This is a genomic window from Rhodopseudomonas sp. BAL398 (assembly GCF_033001325.1).
Lineage (GTDB): Bacteria > Pseudomonadota > Alphaproteobacteria > Rhizobiales > Xanthobacteraceae > JARJEH01.
In genome coordinates this window covers 2,858,825-2,870,643 of the sequence record NZ_CP133111.1, presented here as the reverse complement: position 1 = coordinate 2,870,643, position 11,819 = coordinate 2,858,825, and the positions used below count along the sequence as shown (strand labels likewise).

At 61.2% G+C, this 11,819-nt stretch carries 13 protein-coding genes, 1 tRNA gene and 1 pseudogene; 11 read left to right on the top strand and 4 right to left on the bottom strand.

The genetic code is table 11. The annotated features are described in order from the left end of the window. The first annotated feature begins 6 nt into the window (after positions 1-6). The 6 genes and pseudogenes from RBJ75_RS13605 (at position 7) to RBJ75_RS13580 (ending at position 5,133) form a co-directional block, all read left to right on the top strand. Positions 7-1,310 (top strand): annotated as a pseudogene (locus RBJ75_RS13605) (NRAMP family divalent metal transporter). Between the two features lie 377 nt (positions 1,311-1,687). Then, entirely contained in the window at positions 1,688-1,918 is a 231-nt protein-coding gene (locus RBJ75_RS13600; protein ID WP_044406643.1) for a helix-turn-helix transcriptional regulator, read from the top strand. 420 nt (positions 1,919-2,338) lie between these two features. Further along, the gene (locus tag RBJ75_RS13595) at positions 2,339-2,590 is read left to right on the top strand and encodes a hypothetical protein (protein ID WP_152647613.1); all 252 of its coding nucleotides are present in this window, start codon (positions 2,339-2,341) and stop codon (positions 2,588-2,590) included. 80 nt (positions 2,591-2,670) lie between these two features. Beyond that, the gene (locus tag RBJ75_RS13590) at positions 2,671-2,943 is read left to right on the top strand and encodes a type II toxin-antitoxin system VapB family antitoxin (RefSeq protein WP_044406636.1); all 273 of its coding nucleotides are present in this window, start codon (positions 2,671-2,673) and stop codon (positions 2,941-2,943) included. Then, a complete protein-coding gene (locus RBJ75_RS13585; RefSeq protein WP_080900891.1) occupies positions 2,940-3,353 on the top strand; it encodes a type II toxin-antitoxin system VapC family toxin in 414 nt (137 codons plus the stop codon). Before RBJ75_RS13590 ends, RBJ75_RS13585 begins: the two co-directional genes overlap by 4 nt. Positions 3,354-3,417: 64 nt before the next feature. Beyond that, on the top strand, positions 3,418-5,133 hold the full coding sequence (locus RBJ75_RS13580) for a recombinase family protein (protein WP_080900890.1): 1,716 nt from the start codon (positions 3,418-3,420) through the stop codon (positions 5,131-5,133). Here the strand turns inward: RBJ75_RS13580 and RBJ75_RS13575 are convergent. Continuing rightward, complete coding sequence (locus tag RBJ75_RS13575) at positions 5,111-6,337, bottom strand: tyrosine-type recombinase/integrase (protein WP_044406634.1); 1,227 nt, start codon at positions 6,335-6,337, stop codon at positions 5,111-5,113. The genes RBJ75_RS13580 and RBJ75_RS13575 overlap by 23 nt on opposite strands. 93 nt (positions 6,338-6,430) lie before the next feature. On the opposite strand from RBJ75_RS13575, the gene RBJ75_RS13570 reads away from it, so the two are divergent. Further along, a tRNA-OTHER gene (locus RBJ75_RS13570) sits at positions 6,431-6,534 on the top strand. A gap of 557 nt (positions 6,535-7,091) precedes the next feature. Next, complete coding sequence (locus RBJ75_RS13565) at positions 7,092-7,322, top strand: hypothetical protein (protein WP_044414735.1); 231 nt, start codon at positions 7,092-7,094, stop codon at positions 7,320-7,322. Positions 7,323-7,359: 37 nt separating this feature from the next. Here the strand turns inward: RBJ75_RS13565 and RBJ75_RS13560 are convergent, their stop codons facing one another. Beyond that, on the bottom strand, positions 7,360-7,566 hold the full coding sequence (locus RBJ75_RS13560; RefSeq protein ID WP_173427373.1) for a hypothetical protein: 207 nt from the start codon (positions 7,564-7,566) through the stop codon (positions 7,360-7,362). On the opposite strand from RBJ75_RS13560, the gene RBJ75_RS13555 reads away from it, so the two are divergent. Further along, positions 7,531-7,914 carry a hypothetical protein gene (locus RBJ75_RS13555; RefSeq protein WP_044414740.1) on the top strand — a complete coding sequence of 128 codons (384 nt, stop codon included), beginning with the start codon at positions 7,531-7,533 and terminating at the stop codon, positions 7,912-7,914. The genes RBJ75_RS13560 and RBJ75_RS13555 overlap by 36 nt on opposite strands. 201 nt (positions 7,915-8,115) lie before the next feature. Further along, positions 8,116-8,796 carry a ParA family protein gene (locus tag RBJ75_RS13550; protein ID WP_044414733.1) on the top strand — a complete coding sequence of 227 codons (681 nt, stop codon included), beginning with the start codon at positions 8,116-8,118 and terminating at the stop codon, positions 8,794-8,796. A 359-nt stretch (positions 8,797-9,155) separates the two neighbouring features. Here the strand turns inward: RBJ75_RS13550 and RBJ75_RS13545 are convergent, their stop codons facing one another. Beyond that, positions 9,156-10,079: a LysR family transcriptional regulator gene (locus RBJ75_RS13545; RefSeq protein ID WP_044414738.1), complete on the bottom strand. Its 924-nt coding sequence runs from the start codon at positions 10,077-10,079 to the stop codon at positions 9,156-9,158. 2 nt (positions 10,080-10,081) lie between these two features. After that, complete coding sequence (gene trxB / locus RBJ75_RS13540; protein ID WP_044414730.1) at positions 10,082-11,047, bottom strand: thioredoxin-disulfide reductase; 966 nt, start codon at positions 11,045-11,047, stop codon at positions 10,082-10,084. A 269-nt stretch (positions 11,048-11,316) separates the two neighbouring features. Between trxB and RBJ75_RS13535 the strand changes: the two genes are divergently transcribed. Beyond that, positions 11,317-11,799: an Lrp/AsnC family transcriptional regulator gene (locus RBJ75_RS13535; protein ID WP_276156366.1), complete on the top strand. Its 483-nt coding sequence runs from the start codon at positions 11,317-11,319 to the stop codon at positions 11,797-11,799. Positions 11,800-11,819: the final 20 nt, after the last annotated feature.

Here is an 11,819-nt window from a genome sequence, read left to right as displayed (position 1 = left end):
TCTTGCATGAAGCCGGTTGAAATGTCGGACGACGATCCGGAGGCGCCGAGCCCGAGCGCGGTCGTCGGTCCGACGCGGCCACGCCTGCTGAAAGTGTGGGGGCCGGATGATCACCGGGGCCTCGGATGACGATCCGAGCGGCATCGCGACCTATTCCCAGGCGGGCGCACAGTTCGCCTTCGCGCTGTCATGGACGATGCTGTTCACCTAGCCGCTGATGGTGGCCGCGCAGATGATCAGCGCCCGTATCGGCCGCACGACGGGACGCGGCATCGCCGGTGTCCTGCGGCTGCATTATCCCCAATGGCTGTTGACGAATGTCGTTCTGCTCCTGCTGGCCCCCAATATCATCAACCTCGGCACCGACCTTGGTGCGATGGCCGGCGCGCTTTCCCTGCTGCTGCCGGCGCCGCGGGCGCTGTATGTGCTGCTCTTTGCCGCGATCTGCGTCTCGATGCAGCTTTTCCTGCAATACACGCGCTATGTCTCCGTCCTGAAACGGCTGACCCTGGCGCTGTTCGCCTATTCAGCGTGGCGGCGGTGGTGCACGTGCCCTGGCTCGCTTTCGGCAGGCAGCTTATCTGGCCCCACCTGCGCTGGGACAGCGGCTATCTGACGACACTGGTGGCTATCTTCGGCACCACGATCAGTCCGTATCTGTTCTTCTGGCAGGCCTCTGAAGAGGTTGAGGACAGGCATGTGCATCCGCGGCGTGTCGACCTGTTCGACGCACCCGCTCAGGGCCAAGGCGCGCTTTATCGCATCGAGGTCGATACGATGGTGGGCATGGCGCTTTCCAATCTGGTGCGCTTGCCATCATCGTAACGGCGGTGGCAACCCTGAATGTGCACGGCATTAGCGATATTCAAACCTCCGCCCAGGCGGCGGAGGCGTTGCGGCCGATCGCCGGAAATTTCGTCTTCCTTGTCTTTGCGGTCGGCATCATCGGCACCGCCGTTCCGGTTCTGGCAGGATCGGCCGCCTACGCGATCGGCGAAGCCCGACAATGGCCCATGGGGCTTGCCCGGCGTCCGAAGGAGGCGCAAGCCTTCTACGCCACACTGGTCATCGCCACGCTGATCGGCATGATCATCAATTTCGTGCCGCTTGACCCGATCAGGGCGTTGTACTGGAGCGCCGTGATTAACGGCGTTGTCGCCGTCCCTGTGATGGCCGTGATGATGTCTCTGTCAGCGAGGTCTAACATTATGGGGCGCTTCGTCGTCATCGGTCCGTTGAAATGGCTCGGCTGGCTAGCGACCCTGATGATGGCCGTCGTCGTGGCTGCCATGCTGGTGATGACGTTCTAGACGGCGCGGGCTGCCGCCAGAGAGAAGACGGCGTCCGCGCGTCGGTGGTCTACACGCCTGTCCTGTACCATTCTGGAAAGCCGATTGAGGGAACCGCATCGACTTCGACTTAGGCCACGGCCTTGCTTGGGACCTCGCCATCAGTCACGGGCTCGGCCGGGGACGAGGGATCGGACTCTGATTTGGTGCATATCGTCGTCCGAAAATCGCTGCGCGCACTGTTGGGCGATACGGATCAATTTCGCCGATCACAAGTATTTTCCGCCGTTTCTACGCCACAGTACTACGACGACCGAATATCTCTTGCACGACGATAAATCATCGTTCTGTCTGGTCTCAGAGACCGTCATGAGCAATCAGCAGGAGGCAGAAGAACGATGCGCGAGCCAGACCGTATCGTCCGCATGAAAACCGTCCTTGCCCGGACGGGTCTCTCCAAGTCAACCATCTACCGCAAGATCGCCGAAGGCACGTTCCCACCGCGGATCAGGATCAGCATCAACGGCACGGGATGGCGAGAATCCGACATTAACCGATGGATCGCCAATCCCGTGGCGTGGCGACCGACGGACGAATCCGATGTTGCTGACTTTTCATCGCATGGATGATCACGGGAGGGACGCAGCACCATCCTCGGAGCGTGTCAGAATGCCTTTCCTGGAGTTTGGAACCGGCAGGTTCGGAAAGATCCCTTTCTGCTTCCCTGCATGGGGCCGGACCAGAACCGGACTGTCAAGGCCGCAGCCGCTTCGCGGTGGCGCGGAACGCGCCAGCCTTGACAGCCCGGTTCAGGCCCGGCAATGCGCAAGGAAGCAGATAAGGGATGGTGGGAGCGCTGGCGCTCCTCGGGGGAAGGTGATTCGGCTTTCACTGCCGGTTTCAATGCCAATGTTGCCAGAACGGCGACGGACCAAAACCGAAATTTTTACGCTACCGCCGCCGGGACCACTACGCACCGAAGTTTCTTCTTCCCAAGAGACGATTATGCCCATTCTTTATGAGGTCGATCCACAATGAGGAGCGACCGCATGGCAAAGGAAACGGAAGGAACAACGGGCGATGCCGTTCCCGCGAACGACAATGCTGGCCCGGATCGTGATGGCGTCATTGCACCGCGCGAGAAGCTCGACAGGATCGTGCTGTCCATAGCGCGGATGATCGGCAGGCGGATGGCGCGAGAGGATTACGGGAAGGCCGCGCGCGCTGCCAATGACAACAAGGTGCCATCCGACCGGAGGGGTCAGAGAGAAGATCGTTCCGGTGTCGATGACGACGAATAGCAGACGAGTCACCACACTTTTCCATTGAAGAAGCAGTATGGGTTCGCTATCTAGAATGTATATCTAGAAAGGAAACCGCTATGGCCCTCAGTATCAAGACAGACGAAGCAGACAGGCTGGCGCGGGAACTGTCCCGGCTGACCGGTGAGACCATGACCGACGCGATCACCCAAGCCATGCGCGAGCGGCTGGAGCGGCTGCGTGCCGACCGGGAGGCACAGGGCGATTATATCGCGCGCATGAAGGCTTTCGTCCGCGATCGTGCCAGCCGCTACGACCGCCGCCCGGTCACTAAGCAGGAATGGGATGACGCAGTCGGCGACACGCCCGAAGAACTCGGTCCCCCTCAATGATGATCGTCGATGCGTCCGCCATCATCGCGATCATGTTCGAGGAGACGGAAGCACCCGACTGCATGGCCGCTCTTCAGGGGGATACGCCGCGTCTCATATCGGCGGTGAACTATGTCGAGGCCGGCACTGTGATGGCGGGTCGGATCAAGAGCGGCGACCGCCACGAGGCGATTGCCGATCTGGATGGGTTTCTGTCCGACTTCCGAATCGGGATCGCTCCTGTGGACGACAACCTCGCCCGTACCGCCATGAGGGCGCGTGTGGACTACGGCAAGGGATTTGGCACGCGAGGCGGTCTGAACTTCGGTGATTGCTTTGCCTATGCCCTGGCCAAACAGCATTCGGCTTCTCTCCTCTATGTTGGCGACGACTTCGCGCTGACCGATGTGCAATCCGCACTCGCGAGGTAAATGGTCGATCGGCATGCCGGAAGGTTTGGAACGACGCAAAGAATGAAGAGAGAGGATTGAACCAATGACCCACGCAGCCCTTTATGCCCGTTATTCCTCCGACAACCAGAACGAGGCCTCGATCGAGGATCAGTTCCGGCTGTGCCGGGAACATGCAGCGCATGAGAAGTGGCAGATTGTTGGTTCCTATGAGGATGCGGCCATCTCCGGTGCAAGCACCATCCTGCGGCCGGGCATCCAGCGGCTCACTCGGGACGCCCAACATGGCGAGTTCAACATCCTGCTGGCGGAGGCACTGGACAGGATCAGCCGTGATCAGGCCGATGTCGCGACGCTCTACAAGCAACTGAAGTTCGCCGGCGTCACCATCGTCACCCTGGCCGAGGGCGAAATCTCCGAGCTTCATGTCGGTCTCAAGGGCACGATGAATGCTCTTTTCCTGAAGGACCTTGCCATGAAGACCCATCGCGGTCTGCGGGGCAGGGTGGAGAAGGGCAAGGCGGGAGGCGGCCTTTGCTACGGCTATCGCGTGGTGAAGAAGCTCGACGCGAACGGTGAGCCGCTTCGGGGCGACAGGGAGATCGTGCCGGAAGAAGCAGCCATTGTTCGCCGCATCTTCCGCGAATTCGCTTCCGGCAAGAGTCCGAAGGCCATCGCGGTCGACCTGAACCGGGAAGGCATTCCCGGTCCGCTTGGACGCGCATGGGGGGATACCTCAATCCGGGGGCACCGCACACGCGGCACCGGTATCGTCAACAACGAGCTTTATGCCGCGGTGCTGGTCTGGAACCGGCAACGGTTCGTCAAGGACCCGGCGACCGGCAGGCGGGTCTCCCGTCCCAACCCCGAAAGCCAGTGGATCAGGACCGAGGTGCCGCATCTCAGGATCGTGGACGATGAACTCTGGAATGCCGCCCGATCGCGGCAGAAGCAGATCGCCGAACTCTTCGGCCCCAATCCGGCGAACACACGAGAGGGCAGGGCGAAGAGGCTGCATTTGGCCAGCCGGCCGGTCTCCCTTCTTTCCGGCCTGCTGACCTGCGGCGGCTGCGGCGGGAAATACGGGATCATCACACCGGGCCGCTATGCCTGCCTCAATCATCATCGTCGCGGGACCTGCGGCAACAACCGCACCATCACGCGCGAGAAGATCGAGGCGCGGGTACTGACGGGTTTGCAGGATCGTCTTGTATCATCCGAGGCGGTTGCGGAAGCCGTGCGCGCCTATGCGCAGGAGATGAACCGACTGAACCACGATCGTCGGGCGCAGGCCGAGAGCGATCACCGTGCGCTTCAGAAGATCGAGCGTGCCATTGCCGGCATCATGGCCGCAATCGAGGATGGCATGTACCAGCCATCGATGAAGGCACGGATGGACGAGCTTGAACGGCAGAAGGCGGAGATCACCGAACGTCTTGTCCAGGCTCCTTCCGATGTTCCCGATGTTCATCCAAACGTCGCCAACATCTACCGGAGGAACGTCGTCCGGTTCACGGAGGCGCTGGATGACCCCGATGGTGGCAGGGAAGCGGCAGAGGCACTCCGTTCGCTCATCGGCGAAATCGTGCTAACCCCCGGCACCAAGCGCGGCGAGGTCCATGCCGAGCTACGCGGCGAGCTTATGGGCATTCTTGAATTCGCTAATGTCGAGGGGAGCCAACGATCCGGCTGTTGTATGCCGGCAGTGGTTGCAGGCCCCCGCAACCTTCTCACAACCATTAAGCAGCATGATGCTCTCGTCGAAATCTCGTGTTCGACTATGATGCCACAATATCTTTGATGTGGTCGGCCCAAGCGTTCAGTGCGGCGCGCATATCGGTCTCATATCGAGCAAGGTTGTAAACGCCAGCGACACCCGCGCGATGACCGCTGACGTGGTTGAGAACCGCTTCGACGATATGGGGAAACACTCCGAGTCGATCGGCCATGACTGTCGCGGCGGTGCGTCGTAGGTCATGCAAGTGCCAATCGGGCAGGGGCTCCGCCGCCACACCGGCATCTAAAGCCTTCTGACGAACCGCGAGGAGGCGCGCATCAAGCCCAGCCTTCGACTTCGACCAACCCGAATAACCGCGATGGTTATCGCCCTCCCGCCGAGGGCCGTCTCCGAACACATACTCCCGGTTCCCCCGGGGGAGCGGGATCAGTGCGATGGCTGCCTTGGTAAGCGGAACTTTGTGTTCACGATGATTCTTGGTCCGGTTGCCGGGGATCTTCCAAACGGAATTATCCAAGTCCAATTCGGTCCGACGCATGCTGCCAACCTCCTCTCGGCGCTGAGCCGTCAGCAAAAGCAACTTCACAATCCGTCCGTAGTCGTCATCTCCCAAAGCTGCCCAAATCTCAGCAAGCTCGCCATCCGCTAAAACACGGTCGCGTGACCTTGGCGCCGCCGGCCGATTTGTGCCCAGCACCGGGTTGGCTGGAATGTCGAGCCCTTCTCGAATGGCCCAATTGAACATGGCCGACAGCGCGGCGCGCGCGCGGGCTGCCGTCACCGCACCTTGACCGGTCGCAAGCTCGGCAATGCGAATGGCGACATGCCGGCGCTTGATAAGGAACACTGAAACCGGATGAAGCGGCTTCCATGCGGTCAAGAGATACCGCTCTATTTCCGAGTAGGTTTTGGGACGCTGCTTCTGTTTCGCGTGCTTGAGGTATTGATCGGCAATCTTGAGGAGCGTGTCGGCAGCCTGAAGTGCGGCTTCAGCGCGTTTGTCAGCGGGGTCTTTGCCGTCAGCCACAAGGCCGAGCAAACGTTTTGCCTCTCTTCGGGCCCTTTCAGGCGTCCAAGGGGATCCGTGCGGACCGATTGTGAAGAAGCGTTGTCGACCATGTGCACGGTACTTGAGGACATAGACTGGGGCGCCGCGTTGGCGTCGAACGCCAAAGCCTCGTACTGCCTCCCTGTGGCCTGCATCCCAAATCGTTTCTCCGGGGCCAAGCGATTGCACGGTTCGAAGGGTTATGCCCAGTTCAGCCATTTCCCGCCTCCTCCTAGCTACCAGCTAGCAACCACTAGAGGGCGAATTGTAGCGCAGGTATGGCGATCGATGGCGAGTTCTGCCATTGAAATTACAGGATTTTTCGTACGAGCGGTGGCCATTGCGTACGCTCGGCGGGGGCGCTAACCTGTCTGTGGAACAGGAGGTCGGTGGTTCGAGCCCACCCAACTGTACCAGCTACATTTCGTCGCTGAGAATGAAGCCGGGGCCCATAGGGCCGCTTGGGGAACGTCAAACTCGCCCAAATACCGCTTTTTCTGCCGCACCCAATGGGCCGACGCCGAACGAACAGTTTTACGATGCTCGCTTGCATTGGCCTTTCCGCAACCTGCGCAGCACCAAACGATCCATGAGTCATCGGTCTGTTAAACCGCCCATTCCGAACGCTCACGCTGTACCGATGCATCGCGCAATCCGCTTGATCGGAGCAAGCTGATTGATCAGCCGCCGGTTGTCGACCAGGCAGTCCTTCGCGAATTGAGGTTCGGCAGCGGGTCGACATACAGCTCGGACTTCGGCGCCTCTGATTGGTGTGCCCGGTCGCCAGCGTCATCGAGTCGGAGGTGGCGCCGGCCGGATCCACCAAAGCCGCAAGCGGAACTTGTCGCTATAGAGCGGCTCCACCTCGTCCCGAATCGCCGCACGACATCACCACGTCGCGTGGGGCGAACGCCGACCGGGGAACAGGTCGCTGCAGCGTGCGTTGGCCCGTCAATCAACATCGGAGAATCTCATGACCGACCCGGATCTGACGGACCAGGGCATCTCGGTGCTGGTCGAAATTGCGCGAACATCGGGCGCAGACTTGACCACGGGACAACGCCTCGAGCTTGATCGCCTGATTTCCGAAGGATTGGTGGCGCTGCAGTTGCCGGCCGGGCTGTCGGACCGACGAACATACAAAGTAACCGCCAAGGGACAGCGATTGCTCGACGAACGCGGCGTCGGGGCCAACGAGTCCTGATGCGGCGATTATCTGATCGATCGTGATCCATCAGCCATCAGCCGCCGGGTTCCTGATCGAGCATCCACTGAGCAAGGGTCGTGGTGGCGATCCGATCGTCGACCGACCACCGCGAAGCCTGGCCGGGCAGAATTCGGCGCGCGACGCGACAAGCTGCCACGTTGGCGCCACCGCGCCGGCTCATATCTGCTTCGGACAGGAGAACACAGTGAGCAATGATCACAGGGCCGAGCTCGACCGGCATTTTACATGGTTCGAAGCCAAGCTGCCCGCGCGTCCGGCGCAATTTGTCAGCTGGCTCCGTAAACCGTCTTCGAAGCCGGTTCGGGTGCCGTTGGCGGTGCTGCTGATCGGCGGTGGCGTGCTCAGCTTCCTGCCGGTGCTCGGCGTGTGGATGTTGCCGCTCGGCCTCATTCTGATCGCGCAGGATATCCCCGCGCTGGAAAAACCAACTGCGCAATCGCTTGGCTGGATCGAACGCAAATGGCATGCGCGCCAACAGGCCAAGAAAGTCGCTGCGGCGCCGGCTGTCGTCGAGCACGCGCGCAGCGACAATGCGGCGGCGCCGCGGTCACTCCACATTGACTCGTAAGTCAGGCGCAAGAATACAAAATGAGAAATCGCTGCGTTGCAAGGTTTGAGTGCGTTGCATAACGAGGTGTGACTCAAAAGACAGCCTGACGGGGCAATCCGCCGTAGTATTGATCGCCGCCTACAATTTTATCTTTCACGAATCAGCGTCCTGATTCACTTTCAGCTTCTTGGGTCAATATTAGGATCGGGAGGCCAACGAATGAACGTCATCGTTTTCGCATCGCGTAAAGGGGGTTCGGGAAAGAGCACCCTGGCTGCTCATCTAGCCGCGCACGTCCATAAGGCATCGAAGCCCTGCCTGCTGATCGATGCTGATCCGCAGGGATCGTTGACTCTCTGGCATAAGCTTCGCGGCACCAACGAACCGTCATTGAAGGTTGCCACGCGCTCGGTGAGTGACATCGTCGCCGCGGCCAAGCGCGACGGCATCGAGTGGGTGTTCATTGACACGCCGCCGAATGTCTCCTCGGTGGTCGACGATGCCATCCGCAACGCCACCATGGTGATCATTCCGGCGCGGCCCGGCGTGTTCGACGTCAACGCCGTGCAGGACACGATCCTGACCTGCCGCGCCAACCGCAAACCCTATGCGGTCGTCCTCAACGGCGCCCCGGCGCTGCGCGACGATGTCGAGAGCCGCATCGTGTCGATAGCTCGCGAGGCGCTGGCGAAATTCAAGGCGCCGGTGTGGGGCGGTCAGATCACCAACCGGGCCGACCTGCTGATGGCGCTGGCCGAAGGCCAGGGTGCCCGCGAATACGCAGCCGAGGGCCGCGCAGCGTCCGAGATCAGCCGGCTGTGGGCAGCGATCGAGCGGTCGGTCAAGGCGATCCGCGGCGCTTCGTCGTCGAATAGCGGCATGCACAAGCAGGCGGCTTAGGACGGCTCCGCTGATTGCCGGGGAGCGACCCCCGCGCGCCTGTCAAAAGTGTTTGTTGTAAAATTCCACGTCGCGGAAAAATCGTCGGGAATAATTGGCCCGGCGCGCTGCCACCATCGATCGCGTAAATGTTCGGCAAAAAAAACCGGGCTCACAAGGAGCCCGGCTTGAGGTATTGGCCAAGTCTGGCCGACACATTCACCTTCCAAGAGGGATAACTGAGTTTCCGCGTCACTGGAGGAGGGGGACATTGGTAACGCGGCCGCTCAGCTTCAAGGTATTTGATCCGCGTTTGCAGGCAGCGGCAAGCGCCTGGGCCGCATGTCAGTCATGCGGCGATCGAGGCTTTCGCCGCTGCGTCAACTCGGCCAGCGTTGGGCTTTGCTGACCACGAAGTCGCGGAAGACCTGGACCCGCGCCACCGACTTCAACTCTTCCGGATAGACGAAGTAGGTGTCGAGCTGGATCGAGTCCGATTCACCGAACAATTGCACCATCCGGTTAGTATCCTCGATCAGGTAGTCCGGCAGCGCGGCGATGCCGAGACCCTGCTGGCAGGCCCGCACCAGACCCAGGATGTTATTGACCTTGAAATAGGCCTCGCGCGGTCCGGAGCCATTGCGGCCGGCCTCGACCAGCCAGCTGCGGTTCTGCAGATGCGCCGGCACCTGGTTGTCGCTGAGCATGATCAGGCGATGGCCGTCCAGCTCCTCGAGCGTGCGCGGCGTGCCGAAATGCTTGATGTATTCCGGCGAGCAATAGGCGTGAAAGCCGATCGAGAACAGCTTGCGCTGAATCAGATCCGGCTGCGTCGGCTTGCGGGTGCGGATCGCGACGTCGGCCTCGCGCATCGACAAATCAAGCTCTTCGTCGGTGACGATCAGTGATATCCGGATCTCGGGATACAGCGCGGTGAATTCGCCGAGCCGCGGTACCAGCCAGTGAATGCCGAGGCCGGGCGTGGTGGTGACCTTGAGGTCGCCGCTCGGCCGCTCGCGGCTGTCGGTGAGCTTGGCGCGCGCCGCCTGCAGCTGCATGAACACGTCGTGCGCGGTGCGGAACAAGAGGTCGCCCTGTTCGGTCAGGATCAAGCCGCGGGCGTGGCGGTGAAACAGCGACACCGACAATTCCTGCTCGAGCGCGCTGACCTGGCGCGACACCGCCGATTGCGACAGCCCGAGTTGTTCGCCGGCATGGGTGAAGCTTCCAGCCTCTGCGGCGGCATGAAAAACCTTCAGCTTGTCCCAGTCCATGTCGGTAAATCCGTCGCGAGTTCGACTCATGATCATTCCGCCGCTTGGCGTTCGCTGGCGCGCATCGCCAGAAAGCGTTCGGCTTCCAGGGCGGCCATGCAGCCGAGTCCGGCCGCGGTTACCGCCTGACGATAGGTCTCGTCGGCGACGTCGCCGGCGGCGAATACACCGGGGATCGAGGTCGCCGTCGAATTCGGCGCCACTTCGACATAGCCCGAGGGCTTCAGCCTGATCTGGTCCTTGACCAATTCGGTCGCCGGCGCATGGCCGATCGCGATGAACACGCCATCGGCCGGCAGCTCGGTGAGATCGCCGGTCTTGACGTTCTTCAGCCGGACATGGGTGACCTTGGTCGGATTGTCGCTGCCGCAGATCTCGTCGATGGCGCAGTCCCACACCACCTTGATCTTGGGATGCTTGAACAGCCGCTCCTGCAAAATCCGTTCGGCGCGGAAATGATCGCGGCGATGGACCACGGTGACGCTGGAAGCGAAATTGGTCAGGAACAGTGCTTCCTCGACCGCGGTGTTGCCGCCGCCGACCACCACGACCTGCTTGTCGCGATAGAAGAAGCCGTCGCAGGTGGCGCAGGCCGATACGCCGAACCCCTTGAAGGCCTCTTCCGAGGGAATGCCGAGCCAGCGCGCCTGCGCGCCGGTGGCCAGGATCACGGCATCCGCCAGATAGACGTCGCCGCTGTCGCAGGCGAGGCGGAACGGGCGCTGTCCGAGGTCGAGGTCGGTGACCAGATCGGTGAAGATCCGGGTGCCGACATGATGCGCCTGCTTCTCCATCTGCTCCATCAGCCAGGGGCCCTGGATGACGTCGGCGAAGCCGGGATAGTTTTCGACATCGGTGGTGATGGTGAGCTGGCCGCCGGGCTGCATGCCCTGGATCAGGATCGGCTCCAGCATCGCGCGAGCTGCATAGATTGCGGCGGTGTATCCGGCCGGTCCCGACCCGATGATGACGACTTTCGCATGAATTGGATCAGCCATGGTACGAATGCCCTTTCTCTCAAGGGAACTGGGCGCGCGAAGCAGGATTGGGCCTGGCAAGGGCATCGCCGTTGGGCGGGAGGTGTTTAGACACAAGTCTATGTCATCTGGGCAGCCATGCAAGATTTGCAATACGTATCTGCAAGATTTCCCCCCAATTTTGGACTCATCCTTGCTCGCGCGAAATAAAATTTCGCAAACTTGCCGAGCTGCGCTATGAGTGTTTCCGATTTGTCCGTTCGTTTCCAGCCAGCCGGGATTACCCAAGCGTGCCGAAGAGCCTCGATGAGATCGATCTCAAAATTCTCAGTGAAATCCAGGCCGACGGCCGAATCACCAATGTCGAATTGGCGCGCCGGGTGGGGATCTCGCCGCCGCCCTGCCTGCGCCGGGTCAGGACCCTGGAGGATGAGGGCTACATTCAGGGCTACCGCGGGCTGCTCGATCCGGCGCTGCTCGGCTTCGACGTCACGGTGTTCGCGTCTGTTCATCTGTCGAGCCAGGCCGAGGCCGATTTGCGCGGCTTCGAGGATTTCGTCCGCAACCAGCCCTTGGTGCGGGAATGTTGGATGCTGTCGGGCGAGACCGATTTTATCTTGAAATGCGTCGCCCCCGACATGGCGACATTCCAGAATTTCGTGGCGCACCTGACCGGCGCGCCACATGTGCGCAATGTGCGCACCTCGCTGGTGCTGCGCAATTCCAAATACGCCGCGGCGGTGCCGTTGGAATTGAAAGAGTCCGAGGGCTGACCGCTCGGCGTCACCCGCCG

Excerpts from the sequence above, each read along its gene's own strand:
- RBJ75_RS13585 (WP_080900891.1), top strand. The coding sequence starts at position 2,940 with ATGATGATCGTCGATGCGTCCGCCATCATCGCGATCATGTTCGAGGAG.
- RBJ75_RS13565 (WP_044414735.1), top strand. The coding sequence starts at position 7,092 with ATGACCGACCCGGATCTGACGGACCAGGGCATCTCGGTGCTGGTCGAA.
- RBJ75_RS13575 (WP_044406634.1), bottom strand. The coding sequence starts at position 6,337 with ATGGCTGAACTGGGCATAACCCTTCGAACCGTGCAATCGCTTGGCCCC.
- RBJ75_RS13595 (WP_152647613.1), top strand. The coding sequence starts at position 2,339 with ATGGCAAAGGAAACGGAAGGAACAACGGGCGATGCCGTTCCCGCGAAC.
- RBJ75_RS13550 (WP_044414733.1), top strand. The coding sequence starts at position 8,116 with ATGAACGTCATCGTTTTCGCATCGCGTAAAGGGGGTTCGGGAAAGAGC.
- RBJ75_RS13590 (WP_044406636.1), top strand. The coding sequence starts at position 2,671 with ATGGCCCTCAGTATCAAGACAGACGAAGCAGACAGGCTGGCGCGGGAA.
- trxB (WP_044414730.1), bottom strand. The coding sequence starts at position 11,047 with ATGGCTGATCCAATTCATGCGAAAGTCGTCATCATCGGGTCGGGACCG.
- RBJ75_RS13545 (WP_044414738.1), bottom strand. The coding sequence starts at position 10,079 with ATGAGTCGAACTCGCGACGGATTTACCGACATGGACTGGGACAAGCTG.
- RBJ75_RS13560 (WP_173427373.1), bottom strand. The coding sequence starts at position 7,566 with ATGCCGGTCGAGCTCGGCCCTGTGATCATTGCTCACTGTGTTCTCCTG.
- RBJ75_RS13600 (WP_044406643.1), top strand. The coding sequence starts at position 1,688 with ATGCGCGAGCCAGACCGTATCGTCCGCATGAAAACCGTCCTTGCCCGG.
- RBJ75_RS13580 (WP_080900890.1), top strand. The coding sequence starts at position 3,418 with ATGACCCACGCAGCCCTTTATGCCCGTTATTCCTCCGACAACCAGAAC.